This window comes from Priestia sp. VA7 (assembly GCF_055710015.1).
In genome coordinates this window covers 71,795-97,206 of the sequence record NZ_JBVQPN010000004.1, presented here as the reverse complement: position 1 = coordinate 97,206, position 25,412 = coordinate 71,795, and the positions used below count along the sequence as shown (strand labels likewise).

The 25,412-nt window shown below is 33.5% G+C and carries 30 protein-coding genes and 3 pseudogenes; 12 read left to right on the top strand and 21 right to left on the bottom strand.

Annotation, left to right across the window (positions count from 1 at the left end):
• Positions 1-193: 193 nt before the first annotated feature.
• On the bottom strand, positions 194-667 hold the full coding sequence (locus AC0C45_RS18360; RefSeq protein ID WP_100229253.1) for a hypothetical protein: 474 nt from the start codon (positions 665-667) through the stop codon (positions 194-196).
• A 538-nt stretch (positions 668-1,205) separates the two neighbouring features.
• The gene (locus AC0C45_RS18355) at positions 1,206-1,367 is read right to left on the bottom strand and encodes a hypothetical protein (RefSeq protein ID WP_162837690.1); all 162 of its coding nucleotides are present in this window, start codon (positions 1,365-1,367) and stop codon (positions 1,206-1,208) included.
• 217 nt (positions 1,368-1,584) lie between these two features.
• Here AC0C45_RS18355 and AC0C45_RS18350 point away from each other — a divergent pair, with 217 nt between their 5' ends.
• Positions 1,585-2,586 carry a DUF3231 family protein gene (locus AC0C45_RS18350; protein WP_472928471.1) on the top strand — a complete coding sequence of 334 codons (1,002 nt, stop codon included), beginning with the start codon at positions 1,585-1,587 and terminating at the stop codon, positions 2,584-2,586.
• Positions 2,587-3,052: 466 nt separating this feature from the next.
• On the opposite strand, the gene AC0C45_RS18345 is transcribed toward AC0C45_RS18350, so the two are convergent.
• The 3 genes from AC0C45_RS18345 to AC0C45_RS18335 form a co-directional block, all read right to left on the bottom strand.
• Positions 3,053-3,547 carry a YflT domain-containing protein gene (locus tag AC0C45_RS18345; RefSeq protein ID WP_171777393.1) on the bottom strand — a complete coding sequence of 165 codons (495 nt, stop codon included), beginning with the start codon at positions 3,545-3,547 and terminating at the stop codon, positions 3,053-3,055.
• 144 nt (positions 3,548-3,691) lie between these two features.
• Positions 3,692-3,997, bottom strand: a complete 306-nt coding sequence (locus tag AC0C45_RS18340) for an MTH1187 family thiamine-binding protein (RefSeq protein WP_016766202.1) — start codon at positions 3,995-3,997, stop codon at positions 3,692-3,694.
• Positions 3,998-4,074: 77 nt separating this feature from the next.
• Positions 4,075-4,500 carry a CBS domain-containing protein gene (locus AC0C45_RS18335; RefSeq protein WP_013082704.1) on the bottom strand — a complete coding sequence of 142 codons (426 nt, stop codon included), beginning with the start codon at positions 4,498-4,500 and terminating at the stop codon, positions 4,075-4,077.
• 221 nt (positions 4,501-4,721) lie between these two features.
• On the opposite strand from AC0C45_RS18335, the gene AC0C45_RS18330 reads away from it, so the two are divergent.
• On the top strand, positions 4,722-5,048 hold the full coding sequence (locus tag AC0C45_RS18330) for a YflT domain-containing protein (RefSeq protein WP_237893859.1): 327 nt from the start codon (positions 4,722-4,724) through the stop codon (positions 5,046-5,048).
• An 86-nt stretch (positions 5,049-5,134) separates the two neighbouring features.
• On the opposite strand, the gene AC0C45_RS18325 is transcribed toward AC0C45_RS18330, so the two are convergent.
• Both AC0C45_RS18325 and AC0C45_RS18320 read right to left on the bottom strand, forming a co-directional pair.
• Positions 5,135-5,764, bottom strand: a complete 630-nt coding sequence (locus tag AC0C45_RS18325) for a flavodoxin family protein (protein WP_013082702.1) — start codon at positions 5,762-5,764, stop codon at positions 5,135-5,137.
• Positions 5,765-6,330: 566 nt separating this feature from the next.
• Positions 6,331-8,009, bottom strand: a pseudogene (locus AC0C45_RS18320) (glycoside hydrolase family 13 protein).
• A 555-nt stretch (positions 8,010-8,564) separates the two neighbouring features.
• Between AC0C45_RS18320 and gdh the strand changes: the two are divergent.
• Both gdh and AC0C45_RS18310 read left to right on the top strand, forming a co-directional pair.
• Positions 8,565-9,350, top strand: coding sequence for a glucose 1-dehydrogenase (gene gdh / locus AC0C45_RS18315; protein ID WP_047933667.1), 786 nt, complete (start codon positions 8,565-8,567; stop codon positions 9,348-9,350).
• A 164-nt stretch (positions 9,351-9,514) separates the two neighbouring features.
• Positions 9,515-9,742, top strand: a complete 228-nt coding sequence (locus tag AC0C45_RS18310) for a hypothetical protein (protein ID WP_047933668.1) — start codon at positions 9,515-9,517, stop codon at positions 9,740-9,742.
• Between the two features lie 158 nt (positions 9,743-9,900).
• Here AC0C45_RS18310 and AC0C45_RS18305 read toward each other — a convergent pair.
• A pseudogene (locus AC0C45_RS18305) lies at positions 9,901-10,137 on the bottom strand (serine hydrolase); the annotation flags it as partial.
• A gap of 372 nt (positions 10,138-10,509) precedes the next feature.
• Between AC0C45_RS18305 and AC0C45_RS18300 the strand changes: the two are divergent.
• Positions 10,510-10,836, top strand: coding sequence for a YflT domain-containing protein (locus AC0C45_RS18300; protein ID WP_257064394.1), 327 nt, complete (start codon positions 10,510-10,512; stop codon positions 10,834-10,836).
• Between the two features lie 181 nt (positions 10,837-11,017).
• Here the strand turns inward: AC0C45_RS18300 and AC0C45_RS18295 are convergent, their stop codons facing one another.
• On the bottom strand, positions 11,018-11,362 hold the full coding sequence (locus AC0C45_RS18295) for a YflT domain-containing protein (protein ID WP_257064395.1): 345 nt from the start codon (positions 11,360-11,362) through the stop codon (positions 11,018-11,020).
• 237 nt (positions 11,363-11,599) lie between these two features.
• Complete coding sequence (locus AC0C45_RS18290) at positions 11,600-11,875, bottom strand: hypothetical protein (RefSeq protein WP_047933671.1); 276 nt, start codon at positions 11,873-11,875, stop codon at positions 11,600-11,602.
• Positions 11,876-12,253: 378 nt separating this feature from the next.
• Here AC0C45_RS18290 and AC0C45_RS18285 point away from each other — a divergent pair, with 378 nt between their 5' ends.
• Positions 12,254-12,478 (top strand): hypothetical protein, encoded by a 225-nt coding sequence (locus AC0C45_RS18285; protein ID WP_047933673.1) that lies wholly within the window; start codon positions 12,254-12,256, stop codon positions 12,476-12,478.
• 85 nt (positions 12,479-12,563) lie between these two features.
• Positions 12,564-12,809 (top strand): hypothetical protein, encoded by a 246-nt coding sequence (locus AC0C45_RS18280; protein ID WP_047933674.1) that lies wholly within the window; start codon positions 12,564-12,566, stop codon positions 12,807-12,809.
• 309 nt (positions 12,810-13,118) lie between these two features.
• On the opposite strand, the gene AC0C45_RS18275 is transcribed toward AC0C45_RS18280, so the two are convergent.
• The 5 genes from AC0C45_RS18275 to AC0C45_RS18255 form a co-directional block, all read right to left on the bottom strand.
• Positions 13,119-13,727: a hypothetical protein gene (locus AC0C45_RS18275; protein WP_171777396.1), complete on the bottom strand. Its 609-nt coding sequence runs from the start codon at positions 13,725-13,727 to the stop codon at positions 13,119-13,121.
• 20 nt (positions 13,728-13,747) lie between these two features.
• Entirely contained in the window at positions 13,748-14,305 is a 558-nt protein-coding gene (locus AC0C45_RS18270) for a hypothetical protein (RefSeq protein ID WP_171777397.1), read from the bottom strand.
• Positions 14,306-14,325: 20 nt separating this feature from the next.
• Complete coding sequence (locus tag AC0C45_RS18265; RefSeq protein ID WP_047933677.1) at positions 14,326-14,631, bottom strand: hypothetical protein; 306 nt, start codon at positions 14,629-14,631, stop codon at positions 14,326-14,328.
• Between the two features lie 339 nt (positions 14,632-14,970).
• On the bottom strand, positions 14,971-15,141 hold the full coding sequence (locus AC0C45_RS18260) for a hypothetical protein (RefSeq protein ID WP_016763740.1): 171 nt from the start codon (positions 15,139-15,141) through the stop codon (positions 14,971-14,973).
• Positions 15,142-15,473: 332 nt separating this feature from the next.
• Positions 15,474-16,565: a YsnF/AvaK domain-containing protein gene (locus AC0C45_RS18255; protein WP_237893854.1), complete on the bottom strand. Its 1,092-nt coding sequence runs from the start codon at positions 16,563-16,565 to the stop codon at positions 15,474-15,476.
• Positions 16,566-16,891: 326 nt separating this feature from the next.
• Between AC0C45_RS18255 and AC0C45_RS18250 the strand changes: the two genes are divergently transcribed.
• Positions 16,892-17,203 carry a hypothetical protein gene (locus tag AC0C45_RS18250; protein ID WP_047933679.1) on the top strand — a complete coding sequence of 104 codons (312 nt, stop codon included), beginning with the start codon at positions 16,892-16,894 and terminating at the stop codon, positions 17,201-17,203.
• Positions 17,204-17,367: 164 nt separating this feature from the next.
• Positions 17,368-17,520 (top strand): DUF8096 family protein, encoded by a 153-nt coding sequence (locus AC0C45_RS18245; protein ID WP_087944160.1) that lies wholly within the window; start codon positions 17,368-17,370, stop codon positions 17,518-17,520.
• Between the two features lie 85 nt (positions 17,521-17,605).
• Here the strand turns inward: AC0C45_RS18245 and AC0C45_RS18240 are convergent, their stop codons facing one another.
• The 4 genes from AC0C45_RS18240 to AC0C45_RS18225 all read right to left on the bottom strand — a co-directional run bounded on the left by AC0C45_RS18240 (position 17,606) and on the right by AC0C45_RS18225 (position 20,872).
• Positions 17,606-17,848 (bottom strand): hypothetical protein, encoded by a 243-nt coding sequence (locus tag AC0C45_RS18240; RefSeq protein WP_016763737.1) that lies wholly within the window; start codon positions 17,846-17,848, stop codon positions 17,606-17,608.
• Positions 17,849-18,076: 228 nt separating this feature from the next.
• Positions 18,077-18,436, bottom strand: a complete 360-nt coding sequence (locus tag AC0C45_RS18235; protein ID WP_257064447.1) for an SOS response-associated peptidase — start codon at positions 18,434-18,436, stop codon at positions 18,077-18,079.
• A 366-nt stretch (positions 18,437-18,802) separates the two neighbouring features.
• Positions 18,803-19,639 carry an STAS domain-containing protein gene (locus AC0C45_RS18230; protein WP_171777399.1) on the bottom strand — a complete coding sequence of 279 codons (837 nt, stop codon included), beginning with the start codon at positions 19,637-19,639 and terminating at the stop codon, positions 18,803-18,805.
• Between the two features lie 330 nt (positions 19,640-19,969).
• On the bottom strand, positions 19,970-20,872 hold the full coding sequence (locus AC0C45_RS18225; RefSeq protein WP_237893852.1) for a YsnF/AvaK domain-containing protein: 903 nt from the start codon (positions 20,870-20,872) through the stop codon (positions 19,970-19,972).
• Positions 20,873-21,049: 177 nt separating this feature from the next.
• On the opposite strand from AC0C45_RS18225, the pseudogene AC0C45_RS18220 reads away from it, so the two are divergent.
• From AC0C45_RS18220 to AC0C45_RS18210, 3 genes and pseudogenes are all read left to right on the top strand, one after another.
• Positions 21,050-21,247: pseudogene (locus tag AC0C45_RS18220) on the top strand (KGG domain-containing protein); the annotation flags it as partial.
• Positions 21,248-21,342: 95 nt separating this feature from the next.
• Positions 21,343-21,540 carry a hypothetical protein gene (locus AC0C45_RS18215; RefSeq protein ID WP_013082684.1) on the top strand — a complete coding sequence of 66 codons (198 nt, stop codon included), beginning with the start codon at positions 21,343-21,345 and terminating at the stop codon, positions 21,538-21,540.
• Between the two features lie 16 nt (positions 21,541-21,556).
• Complete coding sequence (locus AC0C45_RS18210; protein WP_257064402.1) at positions 21,557-21,847, top strand: spore coat protein; 291 nt, start codon at positions 21,557-21,559, stop codon at positions 21,845-21,847.
• 326 nt (positions 21,848-22,173) lie between these two features.
• On the opposite strand, the gene aspA is transcribed toward AC0C45_RS18210, so the two are convergent.
• The gene (gene aspA / locus AC0C45_RS18205; RefSeq protein ID WP_128820942.1) at positions 22,174-23,616 is read right to left on the bottom strand and encodes an aspartate ammonia-lyase; all 1,443 of its coding nucleotides are present in this window, start codon (positions 23,614-23,616) and stop codon (positions 22,174-22,176) included.
• A gap of 35 nt (positions 23,617-23,651) precedes the next feature.
• A complete protein-coding gene (locus AC0C45_RS18200; RefSeq protein ID WP_237893851.1) occupies positions 23,652-24,923 on the bottom strand; it encodes a cation:dicarboxylate symporter family transporter in 1,272 nt (423 codons plus the stop codon).
• Between the last annotated feature and the right edge of the window lie 489 nt (positions 24,924-25,412).

Genomic DNA, 25,412 nt, shown 5'->3' with positions numbered 1-25,412 from the left:
ATCTTTATTTCCGATAAACTACAATATAGTAACTAAAAATATATGGAGTACAAAGCATAAACATAGAAAAGGTACTACTTCTGTACAGTACTTTTTCTGTTACATATATGTCTTATATTTAAGCACTAATATCTCACCAAATCTTGATGCGTTTTACTTATATGTAAAGCTTTATTCTTTCTACCCTAACATTCTAGGGTCTTTTTCCAGATAAAGTATTATCTTTTACATACATTTCATAGTGCCCATTTATGTAACTAGATACTTTTAAATTAAGTAAAAGAGCCTTAAGATTAATGGTTTCTTCAGTATCTAATTCACACTCTTTTGCTAGCTCTTCGATTTCTCTTTTACTAATTTGTATGTTATTTTCTAAATCGGTTACTGTCTCTTTGCTGTACTGAAAAGGAACTTCATCTATAACTTCTGTAATTAGTTGATCCTGTCCCTCATATTCTAATCTTCCTTTGGCTGCGGAATGCTTTCCAATTAATACAGCCTGTTCTTTTATATCCGACAGGAGAATCATTAATTTAATTCGTTGATTCATTAGAATACGTTGTTTATCAAAAATAGAGATAATTTTGGTTTGATAATCATCCATAGTCAGGTGAAGTTGATATTTTGCTTCTCTTATTACTTCTTCACTGTTTTTAATAAGTATCATATTTAAATCCTCTGCCCCCCCGTATTATATATACTTTCATTATAACAAGCTAAAAAAGGGACCATCATTTCCTATAATTAAACCAGCGATTTATCCATTAATTTCACAACTAATTAACATTCACAATATGTACATTAAACATTATTTATTAAAAGATTTAGTTGGCTTTACATCTTTAAGGAAAGAAACTAAGTCTGCCTTTTCTTGTGTAAGGATTTCCCCCTCAGTTTGGAGTAACTTTTGAGGAAATTTCTTCATGTAGTGACGAGATACTATACTATTTAATAAAAAAGTGACTACATTAAAATGTTCCCTCTATCAAAAACTTACATATAGCTAATTTCCCCATATCTTTTTTATATAAACTAGAAAGAAGTTAAGTATCATCTCGACCAAGCATGTTAGAAAGGATAGTTTATTCCATTTTTATTATTTTCTTATTTCGTTTGAAAGGTTAAAAGCCTATTTATATAAAAAAAGAGAAAAACAATTTGATTTGAGAGATAAATCGTTTTCCTCAATAAATAGATCGCCTATATTATCTCGGGACCTTATTTCGTTTATATTTAAGCGCTTTTTTTAGAAGTATTATTTGATGATATAATTCATTTTTAATAGCTAAATCTTTACACTTATTATAATCCGCAATTAAACCTTTAACCTCCCTATGGAATAGGGAAAGTTCATAATTATCTAACATGTCCTCCCCTCCTGATGTTCTTTCTTTTATATTACCCCTTCGACATATATTGACACTTTATTTTGGTGAACAACTTTATGTAGACTAAAGATGAAGGGAGTATACAATATAGAAATTATGTTTTTGTAGGCAGATTATCTTTTTGTGAATTAAAAAGGAATAATTCGGGAAAATAAATACAATAATCAAGATAAATACATGTAACTAGGAGGCATCAATGGTTAAGCGTATTGTAAGGTTGTCAAGTCCGGAAATTGGTGGATTATGGGGAGTTTATATTCAAGAAACAATGTCCACTTGTTTGTTAAAGTATTTTCTTCATCACGTACAAGATGAAGAGATAAAGCCTATTTTGCAAAAATCTTTACGTATCTCTCAAACACACCTAAACCAAATTAGAGATATTTTTTCCGAAGAAAATATCCCTTTACCTGATGGGTTTACGGAAAAGGATATTAACTTATCAGCTCCTCCCCTTTTTTATGATCTTTTTGCTTTGAGCTTTGTCTACTCGATGAATCGTATGGCGATGGTTAACTTAGGGTTTGCTACTTCTACTGTTGCTCGAGCAGATGTTCTTAATTTCTTCACTAAAGCTTTGAATCAGGCTACAGAGCTTTATGCAGAATCTACTACTTTAATGTTATCTAAAGGCATTTACGATCGACCACCTATGATTACCTATCCTAAAAAAGTTGAATATGTAAAAAAACAATCTTATATAGTAGCAGCCATGGGAAAAAAAAGACCTTTAAATGCTATCGAGCTTACTGAGATATTCTTTAATATTGAACGTAACTATTTCTCGGTGTTGCTCTGTATGGGCTTGTTACAAGTGATTAAGGATAAAGAAATTAAAAATTATATAAAAGATGGAATGGAAATATCAAAAAAACAAATTAATTTCTTTAATGATCTTTTAAAGAAAGAAGAACTTCTTGGCACAGTTCCTGTTAGTATGGAAGTAACGACTTCAACGGTTTCTCCTTTTTCCGACAAGCTGATCGTTGCGCTTTTTCATTTTTTAAATTCTATTGATGTGACACTTATCGGACATGCTTTGTCTTTATCTATGAGGTTGGATTTAGCTACTTATTATAGTAAATTAATTGGAGAAATATTAATGTATGCTGGAAAGGGATTTAATATTATGGTCAACCGAGAATGGCTAGAGCAACCGCCTCAGGCCCCAAACCGAAAGGCTTTAAAAGGAATGTAACCTAATTAATAAAAAGATTCTACTTGATAATATTACATAACACTCTAAAAATTCGTTATATAAAAATGCTTCAAAAAGCCCTTGATGAAAGGGCTTTTTAGCATGCTGATGCCGATAAAAAGAAACTTGTTAAAAGGATTTATTTCCTTTTAACAAGTTTTTTCTAGTTTTGATAAATAAGAAAACAAAAAATATATATGTAGTTCGTTAATAGTAGTCAATTAATATATAACTACATGATTTGAAATAATTATATTTTTTCGTTAGTAAGAGTAATAAGTTTTCACATCTGGAGCAAACTACTCATGAAGTGTTTAGATTCTAAAATGCAAGGCTCTTATCTACGTACCATTTAACCTAAAAAAACTACTGACACATATGCCAGTAGTTTTTTTATTTGTTTTACTCTCTGAGGCAGCCCCATCATCTATTAGAGAACTCTTTTTATAAACTTTTTTATTCAAATTTAAAGAATTCTTCGGGATAGAGGTGGTTTTTGCTCTGTATTTTTACTAAACTGCTCTTTTTCATCAACGAGTACTAAGATATTTCCTTCTTTGACTGAGTTACCATAGTATTCAGCTTCATCTTTAGAAAGACCTATTTCAACAAGAGCTCCTGTTAATCCTCCAACTCCTGCACCCGTTACAGCGCCAGTTAACACGGCTGCAATTGGTCCCGCAGCAACAATCGGTCCTATTCCTGGAATAGCAAGTGCACCAGCTCCTGCTAATAAACCTGTTAGCCCGCCAAGAGCTCCACCAGTTAGGGCACCTGTTGCAATTCCATCCACCACTTCAGTATCTGTTTCTTCTGTTACTCTATCTACTTCTTTACGGTCTTGTCCAATGATGGAGATGTCACGTGTAGCGTACCCTTGATTTTTAAGATCTTCTACAGCTGCAATGGCTTCTTGCTCAGATTTGTAGATCCCTACAACTCTCTTTGCAGTTCGTTCCATTTTCATCTCCTCCTATTTCTTTTCTATTATTCATGTTCCCTAGGTATAAATATTAAAACTTCTACTTATCATAATGGCTATTATAGAGAGAGAAAAACTAAAAAATCCCTTTCGTTGAGTAGATTATCTTTTTTTTTCGTTATCCTAACTATGATGTAACGCATCCTCAACGGTATTTATTTGATGGTTCATATCTGTTTTCTTATCTTTCCGGTGATCAATACGTATATTTGTGATAACTCGATTAGGACCACTTGAAATTGCCTCTTGATGTATTTCTTTTGCTACTTGCCATAATTGTTCAAGGTCTCCTTCTATTATGGTAGAAGTAGGTGTTACATCATAATGTAATTCCTTTCCCTTAAGCTTACGTACAGCGTTAATCACTTCTGAACTAAAGCTTGTTGAATCTGTTCCAACAGGTATAATACTTATTTCTAACAATGGCATAACGTTTACTCCCTTCTCATATCCTTGTATTTTTGAAATTAAGAAAGAGACAATTTATAGATAAAATCTCCTGATTTTTATTTAGTAGGTTCAGCAGGGACTGAAATATCCTCAAGAGCTTTCCCTGCTTCTTTATTTGAATCATTACTTACTGCTAAATCCCCTAAAGAAACCATTCCAATGAGTTTTCCATCATCTACAATAGGAAGTCTGCGTATTTGATATTGAGACATGATTTCCATAGCTTGTTCTACAGACGTATGTTTTGTACCAGTAATGACGTCCGTTGTTATCATTTCAGATATCTGCGTATTTGCATTAAAATTATTAGCCAATCCTTTGATAACTAAATCACGATCCGTTATTAATCCTATTAGCTTATTATCCTCACAAATGGGAATAACTCCTACATCTAGATTCTTCATCATGTTGGCTACCTCACCACAAGAACTTTTAAGGTTACATGTCTCAATATTTGAGGTCATTACTTCTGTTATGTTCATAATAATTCCTCCTTTATTAAATAATCGTCTTATTTTACTTCATTCCCGTACAGCATCTTCTAAAACATAAGCTTGAGTTTCAGTAAACACAGCTTTAGATTTTAAGGGGGAGAAAATGAATTGTGAATTAGGAAAATTCATAGCATTTTATTAGCTAGTAAAAAAAGATTTTTATTTCTTGAAAATGGGTATATATCATTTAACTACAAAGGAGGGTTTTTATGAAAAATGTAAGAGTAGTAGAAAACGGAGTCCAAGCAAAAGAGGCAATTAAACAATTTCTAAATCGAGGATACACAAAGGAGGAAGTATATTTATTAGCTCACGATAAAAATCGTTCCAAAGATTTAACGGAAGCATTAGAGACGAACGATGTTGGTGTTTCAGAACAAGGCGCATTTGATTTAGTAGCCAATGTATTCCGATCTCGTGGAGATGAATTACGTTCTAAAATTCAATCTTTAGGGTTATCGGATGCTGAAGCTCAACAATATGAAAGAGAATTAGATCAAGGACGTGTACTAGTAGTTGCAACCAAAGCAGGCTAACATAAAAAAGGAAGATTTTTTGCAAAAATAGGTACAGGATGTATGTAAACGTATAAAAGAGGACCCGTTAATGGGATCCTCTTTTATTAACTATTGACTACATTTCCTTCAGCAGGAATTGGGTGACTTTTCAACAGTCTTGCAAAATGTATTAGGTTATGAGCCATCATTTTCACATGTTGCATGGTGAAATCATTTTTATATCCTTCTGCCTCAATAAAGGATGGTCCCGGCCCTGCTTCTCCTACCCAATACGTGTCCACATTGGGAGGAATGGTAAAACCTATATGAGATAATGCGTAGATGACCGAACGTGAAACGTGTTTGGCACCATCCTCATTTCCCGTCACTACTACTCCCCCTACTTTGTTGTAGTAAATGTATTGACCCTCATCATTTGTTAGACTACTTCCACCATAAAGCCTTTCTATAATTTGAGTAGTAATACTGCTTTGTTCACCTAGCCAAATAGGAGAGCCTATTAGTACAATATCTGCTTCCTTTACTTTTTCAAAAATAGAAGGCCATTTATCTTCTTCATTTACTGCTTTTTCTGTAATTCCGTGTCCAATCTTATAGTCTGCTATGGTTATAACTTCGGTTTGCACCTCATTCTTCTCAAATATCTTCACCACTTCGCCAATTAACGCACCTGTATTTGAGACTTCAGAACTTTTCTTTAATGTACAATTAAGTGCAAGAGCTCTCAGTTTCATACTGATTTCCCAACTCCTTATAAACAAGTATTACTTTGGATATTCCCTCGTTGAAAAGAAAGAAACATGCAAAATTGCTAGGATTATGAGTCTTCAGTCGACGGGTAAGTAAAGGATGAGTGCTAGTAATTTTGCTATATTTGCATTATTTTGTTTTATCTTGACTCTTTTTTAAACTAATATAAAAACAATCATCAAAAAAGCCCGTAGTTTTCTTCATTATAGAATTTATACTAGATGGATTTTCAGTTCATTTTAAACCTCTAATTTTTTGTCTTTTTATGATGTATGGGAGATATAGAGTTATTTAACATGCTGGACTTTCTTCGAACCCATTTAATTTTATAATAAAAATTGGATATATAATCAAAATCGGTTGGTTATTGAATTTTTTAAATAAGCCAAGACAGGTTATAATGTCTTGGCTTATTTATATACTTATTTTATGATTGTAATAATTTTGAGAAAATTATCGATTGAAATATGAAATATATAGTTTAATTTATTACGATACTCCTAAATATACCCGCCCTAAAGTAAAGGTGAAATTTCGATCATTAATTCTTTTATAATTTATAAATCCGAGCTTCATAAGGCCGTAGCTTTAACCCATGTAAATCTTCTCTTTCTACATCATAATTAGAAATCAAAAGTTTAGCATCTAACATACTTAACTCTTCTGGCATTTCAAATATTGGCGTTCGATCAAAGAAATTCAATATAATTAAAAATTTTTCTTCACCTAACGTACGAGTATATACGTAAAGGTCTGGATCAATAGGTAATAAGAGATTATATTCTCCATAGATAAGGACATCGTGTTTTTTTCTCAATGCAATCATCTTTCGATAATAGTGAAAAATAGAATTCTTATCCTGAAGAGCTTCCTGTACATTAATTTCTTTATAGTTTGCGTTTATCTTAATCCAAGGTTTACCTTGAGTAAAACCCGCAGCATGTGTATCATCCCATTGCATAGGAGTGCGAGAGTTATCCCGACTTTTCCTCCAAATTGCTTTCATAGTAGAATCCAGCGAAGCTCCCCTTTCCGTTGATTCCTTATAATAGTTAAGGGTCTCAATATCTCGATAATCCTCAATGGACGGGAAATTGGGATTTGTCATGCCAATTTCCTCTCCTTGGAATATGTAAGGTGTCCCTTCTAATGTTAGCAAGAACGTTGCTAACATTTTGGCTGATTCTTTTCGATATTTTCCATCATTTCCGAAACGCGAGACTGACCGAGGTTGATCATGGTTACAGAGATAATTCGCATTCCAACCCTGGTTATGAATAATCGTTTGCCATTTACTCATTACATTCTTTAAATCCAGAAGGTTCCATGGCTTAAATTCCCATTTACTAGTCCCCCAGCTTTTGAATCTAATAGCATATGTTCAAAATGAAAGACCATATTCAGTTCGTGACGTTTATCCCCAATATAGTTCAATGCTTGTTCAGGTCCTAATCCTGATGTTTCCCCCACTGTCATGATATCGTATTTATACAGTACTTCCTCATATAAATTTCTAAGTAGAGTATGAACTTTTTCCAAATTAGAAAATAGCTTATAGGCTCTTACATATGGAAGGCCCGTTGGATTCGGCGCATCTGGAAGATTTTCAGCTTTAACAATATGAGCAATAGCATCTAATCTAAATCCATCTACTCCTTTATCTAGCCACCAAGACACCATTTCTTCAACTTCTCTTATAACATTTTTATTATCCCAATTCAGATCTGGCTGTTGTTTAGTGTAGAGATGAAGATAGTACTCGTCCGTCAGTTCATCATATTCCCAAACAGATCCACCAAAATAAGATTCCCAGTTATTCGGTGGACCTCCATTTTTACCTTTTCTCCAAATGTAGTAGTCCCTCTTTGGGTTATCTATAGAAGAACGGGATTCAATAAACCATGGGTGTTCGTCCGATGTATGGTTAACAACTAAGTCCATAATAATCTTCAAATTTCGTTTATGTGCTTGAGTTAATAGTTCATCAAAATCCTCCATCGTTCCAAACTGTTTCATAATAGCTCGATAATCACTAATATCATAGCCATTATCATGATTTGGTGATTGATAAATAGGGCATAGCCAAATCACTTCAATGCCTAGCTCTTGTAGGTAGTCAAGCTTTGATATAATGCCTTGCAAATCCCCAATACCGTCACCGTTTGAATCTTTAAAGCTAATGGGGTATATCTGATAAACTACACTTTCTTTCCACCACTTCTTTTCCATTGGTCAAGAACTCCTTTTTATCATTATTAATCCTGAAATGTTTGTTATAAGTTCTCCGTAACGAGCGAACTCTATAGCAGGTAAGTATAGATATTAAGGTAGTGTTAGAAATTATTCTTATCTGCACAAGTATTTACCCTATGTTTTAACAGAGAAAACGTAATTAGTGAGGAAGAAATAAGCGACCTCATATAATCTTTTGGCTTGAAAAAGTTAGATTTCTATAAAAAAACTAATTCTTATAAACTATATATTTTCACTAAATGTTCTTTTCATATACATTTATTTCTTCTTGGAAATATTCATATTCAATTAATTAACCAATCAATTTTAACCATTGTGTGTCTCTAGGAATGAAAAACTTCAAACAATCTTTTAAGGTGACATGTATATGGAATGAATAGTGCTGTTTAACCATTTTACTGGATTACTAGGTAAAATGAGTTTTATTTTATATATTCAGAGGTAATCTAACAAGAAGACAAAACTTATTAGTTGTTTTAAAAAGCACCTCAGAAGAGAGAGTATATTTCTGCGGGATAGGAGGATTTTATGATGTATACAGATTTAAAAGATAAAGTAGTTGTAATTACAGGTGGATCAACAGGTTTAGGACGTGCAATGGCTGTTCGTTTCGGTCAAGAAGAAGCAAAAGTTGTTATTAACTATTACAACAATGAAGAAGAAGCTCTAGATGCGAAAAAAGAAGTAGAAGAAGCAGGCGGACAAGCAATCATCGTTCAAGGCGACGTAACAAAAGAAGAAGACGTTGTAAATCTTGTTCAAACAGCTACTAAAGAATTTGGTACATTGGACGTAATGATTAACAACGCTGGTGTTGAAAACCCAGTTCCTTCTCATGAGTTATCTCTAGATAACTGGAATAAAGTTATTGATACAAACTTAACAGGTGCATTCTTAGGAAGCCGCGAAGCAATCAAATATTTTGTTGAAAACGACATTAAAGGAAACGTTATTAACATGTCCAGTGTTCATGAAAGGATTCCTTGGCCATTATTTGTTCACTACGCAGCAAGTAAAGGCGGTATGAAACAAATGACGGAAACATTGGCTCTTGAATATGCGCCAAAAGGTATCCGCGTAAATAACATTGGACCAGGTGCGATGAACACACCAATTAACGCAGAGAAATTTGCAGATCCTGTACAACGTGCAGACGTAGAAAGCATGATTCCAATGGGTTACATCGGTAAGCCAGAAGAAGTAGCAGCAGTTGCAGCATTCTTAGCATCATCACAAGCAAGCTATGTAACAGGTATTACATTATTTGCTGATGGCGGTATGACCAAATACCCTTCTTTCCAAGCTGGGAGAGGCTAAAGGATGTTTTTATTTATTTTATGAAAGAAAGAGTAAATATCTTTATTGCCTGTCTAAATGATAATAGTGATTCAGAAGGAAACAATACCGGATTGAAGAAGAAAAACAGTTGGTTTCAATAAACTTATTGCTTTCAAACAAAAAAGTAGAGAGGTGTTTATAAATTGTATAGAGGTCGAGATATGACTAAATTGTCAATGATTTCAAAAAAAGAATGGAAAGATGATGAACTTACTTACTTTCATCATTCACTTCAACAGATAACTCCCTATTTAAATGAAGAAGGTCGAAAAATTCATCGTCAAATTATAGAGGAAATCGAATCTAGAGGTGGACTTCCCTGTATTGATTCGAACTGCATACATGATAAGGATATTAAATCTAAAGGGTGAACTTAATACATTGAAGGATAGGGAAATCCCTAAATATAAGGTTCATCTGAAAATGGTAATATTTGTAACTTGTTAAGAAAGCCTTGTTTATGATATAAAAATACAATCAATGTAAGTAATATTATCGGAAATATAAATAATTTTTGGGCTGGGTGTGAGTCTCCGGTTACTTGGTAGAGCATGGTCCAAAAGTGGTGAATAGCCCACGCAGAATCTGCAATAGACATCCCAACTTGAGTGAGTAGGATTCCGGTAATCTGGTTGTTCGGGTCGGCGTAGATAGAGGTGCCACTTCGTCCGACCCAGCCAAATTGGCCGATGTGCGCATAGTCACCGCGGTAAGTTCACACCGTCATCCCCATATCCCAGCCACCGTAACGCCCTTGTCCATTGGAAAAAGGAAGCTTAAGGGCTACCAATATAGCCTTTAAGTTTCTTTTCTATTCCGATAAAAACCATTACGGTAACTAACCTAATCCTGCTTACGATATACAACTCAAAAGGGAATTATTTAAGCTTATTTCTTATTTTAAGATCTTATCTAATCTTTCAGCCTAGGAAAGTTAGGCTATAGGGGAAAGACTAATTTTATCTACTATACATTTGGAGTTTAACAATCCACATCTTAGTTCCTTGAAAGCAGATAATTTAACTCAATTTATACGACCTTTACCCTGTATCTGTATGAGATTGTTTTTAATTAGCTGGTGAAGGATATATCTATTAGTTGAACAACCTATTTTATAGGGGGAGAGGAGGAGAAAATAGTGAAAGAAATTAAAGTAGCAGAAAATAGTGGTCAGGCAAATAAGTTGATTAAAGATCTTTTTACCACTGGTTTTAGTAAAAGTGAAGTTTACTTGTTGGCCTATAATAAAGAGCGTTCGGAATATTTAACAGATATAACAAATACAAAAGAATATCGAACTTCTGAACAAGGGATTTTTACGTCTACTGTTGATAAGTTATTTTCTCGTGAAGATGAACTCCGTTCTAAAATGACTTCGTTAGGGTTAACAAAAGAAGAAACTGAACGATGTATAGGTGAAATGAAGCAAGAACGTATAGTAATTATTGCAAAGAAAAGTATTTAATAGTTTGCGGATGGAATAAATGTTAAAGAAACTAAGTGATCGAGAAGAATGAACCTTATTGGTATGTTGCTGTCTATATATGGTTTGCTCTATTATTAGAAAAGTATATAATTCTAAAAAAGCTATACAAACTCTCTTTACCTGTTAATTATAGAGAGTTTGTATAGCTTTTTTACTGATATTATTCGTTAGTAGTAAAATCATCTGTTTTTAATGCAAAAACTAGTATACGGCCCCAATTTAATTCTTTTAAATAGTGTTGAACTTCCTCATCTGATAATCCCAAAGAGTAAAGCTTAGAGTGTAGTTCATCTTTGGAAAAATGAAATGAATTTGCTATTGGATTGTTATCCCTTAATTCGGATACACCAATATCGTTTATATTCAACGCACTTGTCAATTCTTCAGTACGATCTTTTTCATGGGCTAATAAGTAAATATTATCTTTTCTAAATCCTAGACTTAAAAATTGTTCAATAGCCTCTTTTACTTCATAGCCGTCCTTTACCACTCTTATTTTCTTCATTAAAAAACCTCCTTAATCATAGGCTATTTAATGGAAGTTTATAATATGAATAACTTGCTACCTTCTTAGAACATCTTAACTACGCTTTAGATATTTTAGACTAAGGTATGAAGCCCATGAATATGTTTGTTGGCTCTAAAATAATACATATGATTATGATGAAAGCAATATCTGTCCAAGATACAACTGAAGTGCTTTACAATTGTATTAACATAGTCAATAATATGAACTGATAATTCATTGTTTCTTTTCATTATAATATTGTACAGGGAACATAGATCCTTCTGAGACCATTTTATTATCTTCAATGTCCAGAGGGTCTGGATAACCTGCTTTGTGTATGGGAAATGAGGCCAATTTTTTGGTCGATGATTCATATGAAATAACTTTTTTTACACTTCGAACAAACCCTTTTACCTTATCTAAGTTTGATTTATCCTTCAATAAATAAGTTGTAATTCCTACGCTTACTGTTGAAATAGCAAGACCAGAAATAAGTGTTTTTTGTCGCATTCTACTTACTCCTCCTTAGTTTTATTTTGAAACCATTTTCCTTATGTGATAGCTTAATAAACCTGTATTTTTAGGTATCATTTGCAAGCTTCAAGGCTATCTATTAAATTTTAAAAGCAGATCGTTCAATTTAACTTGTAGATTATCTCGTAATTATATCTAATTCAAACTCAAATGTTTTTTCGCAAAAACCAATTAATCATGTATTTTTTCTTGTTTAAGGTCTCTTCTCTCATTTTATTTATCTTTATAATCGAATCGAAAATTCCATAAGCATAGGTTTGAGATCATCTTCGTTAGGATAAAAGTAAATAAACTATTTCACCTATAGGAGGAGATGTATATGGATTTATATGGTCGGAACAGGGGGGTATTAAAATGACAGAGTCAAGAAAGAAATCCCCCCATCCTCAAGAGACCAAAAGAAGGGATCATGCTGAGCAATATCCTACGGAGAATAAAACTCTATTTGATCAATTTAAAACTGAAGAGACAGTTGATCCAATACCAACTGAAGAGTTAAAGATAGAAAAGCAAGATGAAAGAAATAGGAAGAAAACTAAAAACGAATCCTCCACTGAAAATAAATATAAGAGAAATTAATATTAAATCAATAGCATGAAAAAGTAGATATTCTAATTGATTATTACACTAAGTTATTAAAAAGTACTTGAAAGGAGTGGTAAGAATGGGAAAAACAGAACTACAGCCGGTTTTTGTTTATTTACATCCCGATGTATTAGCGCAAGGTGGTATTTATTTTATCGGACTAAATAAACGAGACAGGGAGCTTCCTCCGGCGAGTATTGAACATTTACGTTTAGATATGGCTAAACAATATTTCCCTTGGGATCCTGAGGCTCATCTTGTTGTAGAAGAAGGAAGATTCCAATGGGATGCTGTAAAAAAAGACTATATAGAAATCGTCGCCTAATAAAAATCTCGACATGGTAAAATGTCGAGATTTTTCATTTAGATAGTTTATTGTAGATAATAGGCAGAAATATACGCTGCGCCTCATATAATATTTAGAAACAAAATTAAATAGCCCATCCATAAACAATTGCAGAGATCACAATAAATCAAATCATTCTTTATAATAGATGGGTGAACAACACTCCTACAATAAAGACAAGTTGGTTTAGTTTCAATGAGTCCTTCCATACTATGCGGGTTAACGTAATGTGCGTTATTGATACAAGAAGAGGGAACACTCTATGATGAGCGTTCCTTTTCTCTAATCTCAATTCTCTTTAAAATACTTGTCCATTCTTTGCTTTAAATCTTCATAATTTTCATCGGTGGCTCGTTCGAGACCATATGTAAGAACATCTTTCGCTTTCTTTTTCTCATTAGCCATTAGATAAAAATCACATACTCTTTCATAAAATACATCTTCCTCATTCAAAGCCATCTCAGCTGCTGTATTCCAATCTATAATCTGTTCATAATGAGGAATACCTATATTTATTACATTTTGAACAAATTTACTAAACTCTTTTTTATCTGACTTTTTATTGTAAAGTGTAAAATGTTCTTCATTACCTTCTAACCAATTAGGAATATTCCAATCTGCGCTGGCAACAACTACATTATTAGCTTTAGCTAACTGAGTACCCCAAGTTTGCTCATACCATTTCCCATATTCATTTGACGATACATCCCACATAGTCCAAAAAATGCATTCATCTTGGGAGCTATACGGACTAATACAAAAAGATAAACTTAAACTGAAATGCCCTGTCTTTCTAGAGAATTTAGGTGTGCTTTTGGCATATTTGAAGCCCAAAGGCTCTAAGAGAGGAAGGAGATCAGTTTTAATATAAAAATTAAGTAAGTCTTTTGGCTTCATAATTTCTCCTCGATTGGATGCTAAAGTTGATTGCCATTAGGTAGCAGCATGTAGCTAAAATATTCTTGAAAAACACCCGTTCCTTTGAGGCTGTTCTTAACAGTGGTAAAATGCTTTTCTACTGCGTTACTATAAGTCGGATTTCTGGATGGAGTTCGTCCGGAAAGGTAAATAAGTTCTATAAATGGATCTTCTTTGTTCAAATTGAAGGATTTATTAATCAGTGATTCACCGAACTCTTTCGTTTTATCGTAATCTTCTCCAAAGTATTCTGGAAACAACTCAATCATAAAACCAAAAACAGCATTAAAAAATGCATCTTCTTTAAAATGAATGATTCCATAATGATAAAGTTCCTGTAGCAATTCTTCATAGTCATCATAATCACTTTCTTGTACTTTACTCGTGTTTTCTACGCCCCATTCTACACCTAAATACCAACACAAAAAGCTAAGTTTGAGAAAAACCTTTAAGTCCTGGGAATTTTCTTTCCAAGTATGATATAACTTATCCCTTGCTGCGTTCCAATCAGATTCTTTTTCCAACTGATCGGTATCTTTCAGTTCCCAGTTTTTCATAGATTACCTCCAATTTTCTTTTAGTCTCCTACTATAGATATTTTTTGGATTTCATGACTACTTAATATTTTTATTAATTCGCTCAATGCCGGATCATAATCTCCTGGGATAAATATTTTTATGTTCTCTAAATCCTTTATAAATTTATCAATTTCGTCTCGATCAAATTCTACATTAGTCAAATAGTAATCTCTAATTTTTCTTAAATACAAATAACTTCTCCAGTTATTATTTGTGTGAAATAGAGCATCATGTAATGACTCCTCAATTTCTTTAAAATCAAGATACCGATCTTCTTTACCGTACATCTCAATATCAAGTCCCATGTGCTTCCCTCGCTTTCTAATTAATTTATCCAACTAAAGTAATTATATCGCTTTATAGATAAGTATCCTCTAATTAAATTTAATAAGGATAGCCATAATAAAAAGTTCGCAAAAGTATACTTTTACGAACTGTGGGTTTGTATGAAAAATTTATTATTCTCGACGTTCGTTCAAATTAAAAAACATTTTAAGAACGTTCTTTAAAATTCACGTAGTTTTATGAACGTTCTTAGCAAAGTAATAGATTAAAAAGTCTACTTCCTATAATCAAACTTATGGAAACTAGAAAAATAAAAATTACAACCCTACTCATTTCTGAGTTAGGGTTGTAATTTTTATTTATACATGTAACTGCTGATTAACCAATCTCTTTACTTTCTCATAAGCTTTGACCTCACCTTGGTAAAAACATGCACTGTTCCAGTCTTCTCTTTTCTCCGCATCCTTTCTCCACGCATCAGATTGTTCCAGTAACTTATCAATGTATTCAATAAATTTCTTTCGTTCCATTTAATCACCTTCTTTTATCAAATTTGGAAATATTTTTAAGTTATTTCGATAAGTAATATTTCTAGAATTTAGTGAGAATACCTGTTGAAATTTGATATAATCTCCAGGACTTTTAGGAATAAAAGAAATGACCTCCAGTAATGAAAGTCATTTCTTTTATTTTATTACCTGTTTATGCTCATTTTAATGAGTTATTTTAATTCTTTTTGATTTTAAAAATATTACTTATGTTAATTTAAAGAAAAATAAAAAAAGCTGCCAATACAGCTAGGCAGCCCTTCCTTAAATATCCCTAATTATTCTCTCTGCTATAAACCATAGAGGAGATATACTTATTTCTTTTGCTTGTTTGTTGATTTCTCATTATTCTTCCCTTTTTCAGAAGTAGTAATATCCGCATCTTCAACATGACTTTCTGGTTTCTGATTGTTTACTGAGGCTGTAACCTCTTCAATCTCTTTGATAACAGGAGAAGTTGTCACTTTAAGTTGAGCTTCTTGTTTCTTGTTGGGTGAAAGTTTAACTTTTTCCTCTTTTGGAACATCAGAGGCAATTGCGGCAGCAACTTCTTGGTAACTTTGGTCTACGTAATTATCCATGTTTTGATAGATTTCAGAGTCAGCAAGTTCAGGAATTGCGGGAAGTTCTGACTGTTCAATTTTTGCTTCTTCCTTTAGAACAGTATCTTTCATCTCTTTAATCTCTTGAATTTTACGCTTACCAATGATGACTTCTTCCACAACTACAGGCCTCTTGGTTACTTCAATTCGCTCCTCCATAATAGGAATACGAATGATCTCGTTCTCTGTCAATGGGCTACCATCATACTGACAGTCTATGACCGGGCGACGTTCTACGTAGATTTCCTCACGCATAACTGGAACCTTGATAGTTCGTAGTTCTTCTACAATTCCCTTACGAAGTTGTATTTCCCCAGTCTGAACTCGCTCTTTCCTTACATTAAGTTGCTCTTCACGAAGTAGCACTGACCTATGCCCCTCTGTCTCGTATGGCAACTCCCTAACCGTAGTATATGAAGGAATTGTTTGAGTTTCATCCACATCAATTAGGATAAGGATTTTCCCTTCTTTTACATCCATTTCACACTGTTTTGCAGTAAAGTTTTGAATGCCCATTCTAATAAGTTTTGAAGTTAGGCCACCAGCTTGGGTAGTAGTAGCCATTCCACCTGTCATTATGGTAAGAAAGCTATCCATCATCACACCTGCCAACGAACTTACAGCTGATGTTCCAGCTTCTATCATTACATTCGTCTCGGCTCCTAACTGTAGAGTTTTACTTCTATCCTTTGCTACTACCAATATATCTGTTTCACGATATCCCTGACTTTTTAACCCCTTAATTGCATGTATTGCTTCTTGCTCCGAATGAAAAGTCCCTACAACTCGTTTTCTCGCTTCCATTTTCCCATCTCCTTAAATTTTAATTAAACGAAAACTTCTTTTCACATTTAATTCCATCCTTATTGTGTATATCATGTACCCAGTGGGTTTCTATTTAAAACTTAATACGGATGACTATGTAAATGACACCTAAATCATAAAATGTAGAAAGATGAAGTAGAGGCAATATCCATATTCGGGAAAACTTTAGAGTTTTTATTGAAAAAGAACATTCGTTCGTATATAATATGAAAAAGGAAAAACCTCATATTTTTCCTTAATTGAAACATATAGGATATTTAATACAAAGATAATTTACAATTAGTTTTCATGGAGGAGAAAAAGCGATGAATTCTACATACCATCATTTAAAAGATACAAAAAAAGAAGAAGGGCAAAAAGAATTACTTGAGAGAAATCTAGAAGCTCATAGAAATAGAAGATGGGTAACCAACTCCATTTACGCTATGTCCCTGCTTGTAGTTGTACTTTGTTTCTATTTTCATGTACCAAAGGCTGCAATTATTACTCTAATCTTATTTTTGATATGTGCAACTAGCGAAATACTGTATAGAGCGTTAGATAAAAAGATAGAACTACGGTTAAAACGGATTAAACAGGAGAAAAGAAAGATCATATTTAAAGGAAATAAATCCTAACAGCTTTTCTACAAATTCCTTTCTGCTATACAGATTTGAAATTATTTTTCACATGGGAACGAAGAAGAAAGAGTTAGCTTCATTATAGAATGAAGTAAAAAAGCAGTCCTTTAACTATTAAAAGACTGCTTTCTTACTATATAGAAGAGAAAGAGTAGCAAAAAATCATCCTTGATAAAGTTTACGACTATGCTGAATTTCCGGATAAAGTTAGTGGCCGTTGCGATAACTGCAACTCAGCTTACTTCAAAATTTCTGTAAAGGATGGCGTATTCTTACGTGAATGTCGAGAATGCGGGATGAAGAAGAGTATTTAAGCATAGATGATACGGAAAAAGGAGGGGTAAATACCTTCTCTTTTTTGGTTAGACTGTGTTTTAACCCTTTTTCTAATTTGTCCTGTTATAACTTTTCTCTTAGCATAGAAATTTCATCAATCAAATCCTTTATTAATCGTCCCAATCCTGCTAATTGCTCATCTTTGCGATCATAATCATCAATTTTCATAGATAATTCTAAAATACGACAGGTCTCTTCAACTGTCAGACCATGATCTCTTGCAAGAGTTTTTACTGTATCAAGAAATTTAACAGCATCATTATCAAAATAATGTTTTCGGGGTATTTGATTGAATAATGTTCCCATTTTCTCTCTCCTTAAAAGCTTAATATTAGTAAATTGTACAAATGAATCAGTGACAGATTTGTAGGTAGTACAGGCTGAGAGATTATATTTATTGCAAAGACTTATTTTTAAAACTTGAGGCATTCGATTTACAATATTATTGCTACCAATCTGCACGGATTTATGTAATAACCCCCTAGAAGTACGGAAATTATATATTAGCAACATTGAGAATTGGACTGTATTACTTTATAAACTGTTAATCGGAAATAGACACTCCGCAACATCATTTTTCGGTGAATTAACAATTGTAGATACAGGGTATGATTTCATCTTTTGAGCAGGAAAAGGAATTAGCAGAGATTTAAGATACTCTATATCATACATCTTAGAGTCCATCCATACATCATATGCATTTTCTTCAAGAATTACAGGCATTCTATTATGAACTTCTTGCGTGATTTCATTTGGGATTGTGGTTATAATTGTACACGAATAAAGGGGATCACCATTTTTATCCCATTCATCCCAAAGTCCAGCAAATGCGAATGGCCGGTCATCTTCCATAACAAATCGAAAAGGCTGCTTGTTTTTCCCTTCTTTTTTTATTTAATGTTTTTTTAACTCTCTTTAGAACTTAAGGTATACAATTTACAATGCTGCTACCACTGATGCGCATTACTTTATATCCTCGTTTCCTCAAAAAAGCACCTTTCTTTCAATTATATGATTTTTTCCCTATTAAAGAATGATACCGTTTTCCACCGCATTCAATCGCAAGCCTATCTACGGCAAGGCTGAGTCTTTATGAATCAAATTTTGTTTATGCTCGGACAGAATAGCCATTTATAACTAATTACTGACACGAAGGTCTTTCAAAAGTTAGTTGGGCTGTGATATGTCAAATATTCTGCTTTCTATCCAACAACAAGAAGACTACCTTCCATTGGTAGTCTTCCTGCTACTATAATTCCTTTACCTTATATGCAAAAGGTCACTTACTGCGTCCTTTAGTTTTCCATAGGTTCTTATTTTACTGAAGTCTATACCCAATTGAACGGCTGTTAAAGCGATCTCTGGACGGATACCTGTGATCGTTGTATCGATTCCTAGCAATTCTAACATGGTTACCACTTGAAACAATTCATTCGTCATCATTGTATCAATGGAAGGTACGCCTGATAAATCAATTATTAGGCAAGACAATTCAAGGTCTTTTGCCTGCACCATAATTTTTTCTACAAAGTTATTGCTCTTATAGTCATCAATCTGACCAATTATGGGAAGGACACCAACTGTATCTGAAATACTGATAACTGGTGTACTAAGTTCCGAAATTAGCATTTTTTGAGCATATATTTGCGCCTCTGCTACTTGCCCATAATACATGGTAAAAAGTTCAATCATCCGATCAAATGCTTCGTTTAAAGTTCTATTCCATAAAAGAATATCTCTTTGCGTAATACTAGACTGATGGAGATCTACAAATACTTCAACCCTTTTAAGAAAAATGAAACGGAATTTTTTAAAATGCTGGATACTTTGATACAGAGGATTCCCTAAGCGAGCTCGTTTGGTTGCAATCTCTTGGGCCCAACCACTAAGATTTTTAAAAGATCCATCCTTTAGGACCTTTACTATCGTACGGGTAAAATAGTGATTTTGTTCTCGAAGGTATTCAGTTACCTCTAAAGAAGCATCAGCTGTATAAACAGAATTCTCTTCTATCTCTCGAGAATCTAACCACTCTTGAGCCATTTCATTCACATGTTGTAATAAAAAATCATGTAATTCTTGAGTCATTTTATCCATAGTGTTTTCCCCTTTGGTGATAGATAACTTTACCTTTCCCTTTTATTGAGTATAGAAAACCTAACTACTATTCAAAACATTGATACTCACTTTAAGATATGGTGCATTCATCCAATAAAGCGTTTCTGGGGTACCTCTTTATTTTTATCGATGAATTATTTGAGTTAAAAAATAAAATGAGGTTAAGTAAGCTACTTAATATTGGCTTTGATTCTAAAAAAAGAGCTACTCATCTGAGTAGATTTTCTAAAAACAAACATTTAAGGGAATATAAGGGATTTAGGTTCCTATTATCTTAGTCTGCTCAAAAACCTGAATTTTATTCTTCTCCTATTTATTGAACGTTTCGTTATTATTTGATGTCAAAGGACTCTCTTGATTTTTAATATTTACTTCTTCCTTCTTTAAAGTTTCCGATATCTTTTCATTTTTTTCTTTTCGTCGTTTACCTACAACTACTTCTTCTGTTACCACAGGCTCTTTTGATACGGTCACTTTCTCTTCTTCAAGGGGAATACGAACTGTCTCTTCATCTTCTCTAATCTGCGTATTGGTTCTTTTATCAGATACAGGACGACGTTCTACGTACACTTCATCATGCTCGACAGGGATATTAACTGTTTCTTCTTTTTGAAGAACGTCCTTATCGACTTGAACTTCTCCTGTTTGGACTCGTTCTTTATCTACGTTTAATTGTTCTTCTTTTAGCTCAATATGTTCTTCCGCATTTTCAGGAACATTTCTTTCATTCTCACGATGTTCTCCATATAATGATTTATCATAAACAGAGTCACCTTTCGCAAAAGCAGAATTCTCTCTATTTCCTAAGAAAGAATTTGTTTTTGTCTCTCTATTAGCTCTTACTAACAATAATACTTTTCCTTTTTGTAGATCATCTGCATAAGGTCCTGCTTCTGTAAGAGGGACACCTAAGTTAATTAAACGCTTTTCTACTTTTGCTTTATCTTTATGAGTCTCTTGATGATGATTTGGTGAAAACATATGTTTAATTTTATCCATAATTGACTCATCATGATGAGTTTGTTCTGTGGTTTCAATCTTCTTTACGTCAATTCCTTCTTTGCTCTCTACTTCCAAATATTCCTCTTTATCGATATCTTTGCTGGTTACCAGAGAAAGATCCTTCTCCTGAAATCCTTGTGTTTTTAAGTTTTGAATAGCTGTGATAATAGCTTCTTCATTATCATACGTACCTATTACATTTTTTGTCATGAGTAGTTCCTCCTCCTAATATAGAAAATGGTTTATATAAATGGATTCATTTATGCTATTTGTAATACCCCAGGTTCTTTTTCTAAAACATTCAAAAAATTAGCCAATCCTTGTTTAAATGGAAGTGAGCTAGGAATATAACTCACAAGTCAAAAAAATCATAAGGAGGAAACAAACATGGAAAAGAATAAGGAAAATGAAAAAATGAGTAGAGAAGAAGCTGGACGAAAAGGTGGAGAAACTACATCTAAAAATCATGATAAGGAGTTTTTCCAGGAGATTGGAGAAAAGGGTGGAAAGGCTACATCTAAGAACCAAAGCAAAGAGTTTTTTCGAGAAATTGGTGAAAAAGGCGGAAAAGCTAGCAATAAAAATTCTAACAATTAAAATCTCTACAAAATAGCTTAGCTAGGTACTGATTTATACGCATAGGGTCTTCAAAAAATACGATGACATGGAGGAATTGAGACATGACAAAAAAATTAGCTATGCATGAGACGCTAGAAGTCCATGAAATCTTAACGCTTAAAACATCATGTGTAACGAAAGGTACAGCGATGTTGGAGCTGGTAGAGGATGAAAAATTAAAAAAGATTCTTGAAGAAGACGTGGAAACGTCTACTAAGGCAATTGATGAATTACAAAAAATTTTAAAGAAAGCTCAATAACAGGAGGGGTCGAGGAATGGCTACTAAAAGTACGCTTAACAAAACATTAGATGATCTTGCTATCGCAACAGATTTATTATTATCAGCGAAAAATGTTGTACGAACGTATGCAGTAGCGCTTACAGAAACGGCAACACCAGAAGTGCGCAAAGTATTAAAAAAACAATTAGATGAAGCGATCGATCTTCATGAAAAAATCGCTCAATACATGATTGATAATGAAATGTATCATGCCTACGATGTTGAAGAACAAGTAAATCACGATTTGAAAAAGGCAGATAAAGCATTAGATTTAGCAAAAGGTTAAATGGTAGGTAGGTTTGGAACGTCTCTTTACAAGAGAGTTCGAGCCGAATCATAAGGGTAAAAGCAAAAAAGCTATCCACTATATAAAGTGGATAGCTTTTTTGCTAATGAATATGTCTCATTATTACTGTTGAGGAAGATGTAAGGCTGTATCAGTTGCTTGCAAGTCTATCTTTAGCTGTTCTTGCATATTTTGAGGGTGATAGTACCCCTTTGACACCATATAATCCGTAATCTCTTGATGTGTATATAGAAAATAAGCCACCTAGGGATATCGAAAGTAGGTGGCTTATACTGTAAACTTAATATGGATTACGCTTTTAAAAGTTAATTTCTGTAAAAAAGAGAGCTACCAGATATACCTGGGTTCGTCATTTCATAGGGATTTAAAATTAATTCCAGCTCCTCCTCAGTCAATACGTCATATTGCAAACATAGTTCTCGTACCGACTTTCCATTTAAAATAGCCTCTCTAGCAATTCGAGCCGCTACTTCATATCCGATATGTGGATTTACGGCTGTAATAATCCCTACACTTTTTTCTACATACTCTTTTAAACGTCCCTCGTTTGCTTCAATGCCTCTTAGACAATGTTCTGTGAAGACGTGAAATGCGTTATTCATAATACTGATTGACTGAAGCAAGTTAAACACAAGAACAGGCTCCATCACATTTAGTTCAAGTTGACCTGCTTCCGATGCCAGACAAATTGTATGATCATTACCTATAACTTGAAAAGCTACTTGATTAATCATTTCAGGCATGACAGGATTGACCTTTCCAGGCATAATAGATGAACCAGGTTGACGAGCTGGTAATATAAGTTCAGCTAATCCAGCACGAGGACCAGATGCCATTAATCGGATATCATTCGCAATTTTAGACATATTAATCATGCAAACTTTTAAGCTAGCAGAGACTTCTGTATAAGCATCTGTATTTTGAGTCGCGTCTACAAGATGATTGGCCTTCTTAAGTGGTAAACCACTGATATTTGCTAGATATCTTACAACATTTTCGATATAACGTGGATCTGCATTTAAACCCGTCCCAACTGCAGTTGCTCCCATATTAACCTCATATAAATGTCCATAAGATTGCTTAATACGTTTCATATCGCGCTCAAGAACACGACTATATGATTCAAATTCTTGACCAAGACGGATTGGAACCGCATCCTGTAGGTGAGTACGTCCCATCTTTATAATAGAATCAAATTGTTCTGCCTTTTTCTGAAATACACTGTGCATATAATTCATTGTTTTCAGTAACTTATTTAACAGATTAAGCGTTGCAATATGGATAGCAGTTGGGAATACGTCGTTTGTGGATTGTGACATGTTTACATGACTATTAGGGCTTAAATCGGAATAAGAACCTTTCTTGTGACCAAGTAACTCTAAAGCTCTATTTGCAATAACCTCATTTGCATTCATATTCATTGAGGTCCCCGCACCACCCTGTATTGGATCAACAATAAATTGATTGTTTCTTTTCCCTTCAATAACCTCGTCTGCTGCTTCAATAATTGCATTACCCAACCCATCATATAACCTTTTTGTTTCCATGTTAGCAAGAGCAGCAGCCTTTTTAACGATTCCTAATGCTTTAATAAGCTCTGGGTGAATCTGATATCCTGTTATTGGGAAGTTTTCAACTGCGCGTAAAGTTTGAATCCCATAATAAGCATAAGTAGGAACTTCTTTTGTTCCTAAGAAATCTTTTTCAATTCTTACATTTTGTTTTTTTGGTATTTCTATATTTGCCATAACATTGTCTCCTTCTTTACATAAAAAGAAATTTTTTATGCTACGTCCGATTTTCTAATAGACTCTGTATAATGCTTTGCTTTTTCTTTATCGAATCCGCCTTCCCACTTAGACATTACAATAGCAGCTAATGCGTTACCTACTACGTTGACAGATGTACGAAGCATATCTAAAATACGATCAATACCAGCAATGAATGCCATGCCTTCTAGAGGTAATCCCATTGATCCCAGTGTTGTTAATACAACAACAAATGATGCTCCTGCAACACCTGCCATTCCCTTAGAAGTCAACATCAACACAAGTAAGAGTGTAATTTGTTCTATGAAAGATAAATGAATGCCATACATTTGTGCGATGAAAAGGGCAGCAATAGCTTGGTAAATGGATGATCCATCAAGGTTAAACGTATACCCTGTCGGAATAACAAATGATGTGACAGCTTTTGGACAACCAAAGTTCTCCATTTTAGTCATTAACCTTGGCAATACTGCTTCAGAGCTTGCAGTTGTAAACGCTAAAATTAACTCATCTTTTAAGATTTTTATAAGGACTAAAACATTCGTTCCAGCCATTTTTGCAATAATACCTAATACTACAAAAACAAAGAAAATCATGGTCAGATATATAACAAGTACTAACTTTCCTAAAGGAATTAATGAGCCGATTCCAAACTTCGCCACATTCAAACCAATTAAAGCAAATACGCCAAATGGGGCAAATTTCATAACTAAGTTTGTCATCCAAAACATGGATTCCAGTACGCCTTCAAAAAAGTTTAAAACTGGTTTGCCTTTTTCTCCAATTGCTGCAACTCCTAGGCCAAATAAGACTGAGAAAAAGATAATCGCTAATAAATTTCCTTCAGTCAGAGATTGGAATATATTGGTTGGGATAATATGAACGATTTGAGCTGCTACACCTGCACTCTCAGTTGTTTTAGATGTTTCTTCATATTTGGATATATCACCTTTCTCTAGGTTCCCCATATCTATACCACTACCTGGATGGAATAAATTTGCGGCTAATAAGCCCACTGCTAATGCAATTGTAGTAACAATTTCAAAATAAAGAATGGTTTTTCCACCTAGTCTTCCTAACTTTTTAATATCACCTACACCAGCTATAGATACGATTAGTGCAGATACAATGATAGGAATAACAATCATTTTAATTAGGTGAAGAAAAATATCCCCTAAAGGTTGAAGAATCGCCATCACTGTATTATTTCCATAAAAAATAGCGCCTATAGCAATCCCGAACGCAAGTCCAATAAATATTTGTGTAGCTAATCCCAATTTCTTCATAGTTGTAACCCCTTTCAATTTCTGGTTCATTAAAACACTTAAAGAGAGCCTATGCTTAGGCTAGCGTCTATAAAAAAGACAATAATTAAAAATAAGTCCAATGTGTGAATAATCTTTAAAATAACTGGTAATCATATGATTTGAAATTAACTCCCCCCTTCAGTAAAGCGTTTTCAATACTTTCATTGTAAAAATACACTTTTTCTGCTCACCTTATATACCTGAGCATATAGTATCGTTCATAAAGAGATTTTCTATTATCCTTTTAACCTTTTTGAAATCCTGTTTATTGTCTAACATTCATATAAATGTAGTAACAGTCACTTTTATATTTATATGAATGTTAGACAAAATATCCTAATCTATTATTCCTTCATTTCAGATAAAGAAATATCTTCTTCTTTATCTAGTGTCTAGAGATAAGGTAGCAATAACCCTAGATATCTCTATAATTTGTTAAAATAATTAAGTCTCTTAAAGTGTTTTTCT

Coding starts and splice junctions, on each gene's coding strand:
- AC0C45_RS18250 (WP_047933679.1), top strand. CDS start 16,892: ATGAATTCTACATACCATCATTTAAAAGATACAAAAAAAGAAGAAGGG.
- AC0C45_RS18295 (WP_257064395.1), bottom strand. CDS start 11,362: ATGAAGAAAATAAGAGTGGTAAAGGACGGCTATGAAGTAAAAGAGGCT.
- AC0C45_RS18270 (WP_171777397.1), bottom strand. CDS start 14,305: ATGAAAAACTGGGAACTGAAAGATACCGATCAGTTGGAAAAAGAATCT.
- AC0C45_RS18255 (WP_237893854.1), bottom strand. CDS start 16,565: ATGGAAGCGAGAAAACGAGTTGTAGGGACTTTTCATTCGGAGCAAGAA.
- AC0C45_RS18360 (WP_100229253.1), bottom strand. CDS start 667: ATGATACTTATTAAAAACAGTGAAGAAGTAATAAGAGAAGCAAAATAT.
- gdh (WP_047933667.1), top strand. CDS start 8,565: ATGTATACAGATTTAAAAGATAAAGTAGTTGTAATTACAGGTGGATCA.
- AC0C45_RS18230 (WP_171777399.1), bottom strand. CDS start 19,639: ATGGATAAAATGACTCAAGAATTACATGATTTTTTATTACAACATGTG.
- AC0C45_RS18340 (WP_016766202.1), bottom strand. CDS start 3,997: ATGCCATTGTTAGAAATAAGTATTATACCTGTTGGAACAGATTCAACA.
- AC0C45_RS18275 (WP_171777396.1), bottom strand. CDS start 13,727: ATGAAGCCAAAAGACTTACTTAATTTTTATATTAAAACTGATCTCCTT.
- AC0C45_RS18225 (WP_237893852.1), bottom strand. CDS start 20,872: ATGACAAAAAATGTAATAGGTACGTATGATAATGAAGAAGCTATTATC.
- AC0C45_RS18265 (WP_047933677.1), bottom strand. CDS start 14,631: ATGGGACTTGATATTGAGATGTACGGTAAAGAAGATCGGTATCTTGAT.
- AC0C45_RS18345 (WP_171777393.1), bottom strand. CDS start 3,547: ATGGAACGAACTGCAAAGAGAGTTGTAGGGATCTACAAATCTGAGCAA.
- AC0C45_RS18355 (WP_162837690.1), bottom strand. CDS start 1,367: ATGTTAGATAATTATGAACTTTCCCTATTCCATAGGGAGGTTAAAGGT.
- AC0C45_RS18325 (WP_013082702.1), bottom strand. CDS start 5,764: ATGAAACTGAGAGCTCTTGCACTTAATTGTACATTAAAGAAAAGTTCT.
- AC0C45_RS18335 (WP_013082704.1), bottom strand. CDS start 4,500: ATGAACATAACAGAAGTAATGACCTCAAATATTGAGACATGTAACCTT.
- aspA (WP_128820942.1), bottom strand. CDS start 23,616: ATGGCAAATATAGAAATACCAAAAAAACAAAATGTAAGAATTGAAAAA.
- AC0C45_RS18210 (WP_257064402.1), top strand. CDS start 21,557: ATGGCTACTAAAAGTACGCTTAACAAAACATTAGATGATCTTGCTATC.
- AC0C45_RS18350 (WP_472928471.1), top strand. CDS start 1,585: ATGGTTAAGCGTATTGTAAGGTTGTCAAGTCCGGAAATTGGTGGATTA.
- AC0C45_RS18200 (WP_237893851.1), bottom strand. CDS start 24,923: ATGAAGAAATTGGGATTAGCTACACAAATATTTATTGGACTTGCGTTC.
- AC0C45_RS18285 (WP_047933673.1), top strand. CDS start 12,254: ATGACAGAGTCAAGAAAGAAATCCCCCCATCCTCAAGAGACCAAAAGA.
- AC0C45_RS18240 (WP_016763737.1), bottom strand. CDS start 17,848: ATGGGAACATTATTCAATCAAATACCCCGAAAACATTATTTTGATAAT.
- AC0C45_RS18280 (WP_047933674.1), top strand. CDS start 12,564: ATGGGAAAAACAGAACTACAGCCGGTTTTTGTTTATTTACATCCCGAT.
- AC0C45_RS18260 (WP_016763740.1), bottom strand. CDS start 15,141: ATGGAACGAAAGAAATTTATTGAATACATTGATAAGTTACTGGAACAA.
- AC0C45_RS18290 (WP_047933671.1), bottom strand. CDS start 11,875: ATGCGACAAAAAACACTTATTTCTGGTCTTGCTATTTCAACAGTAAGC.
- AC0C45_RS18330 (WP_237893859.1), top strand. CDS start 4,722: ATGAAAAATGTAAGAGTAGTAGAAAACGGAGTCCAAGCAAAAGAGGCA.
- AC0C45_RS18215 (WP_013082684.1), top strand. CDS start 21,343: ATGACAAAAAAATTAGCTATGCATGAGACGCTAGAAGTCCATGAAATC.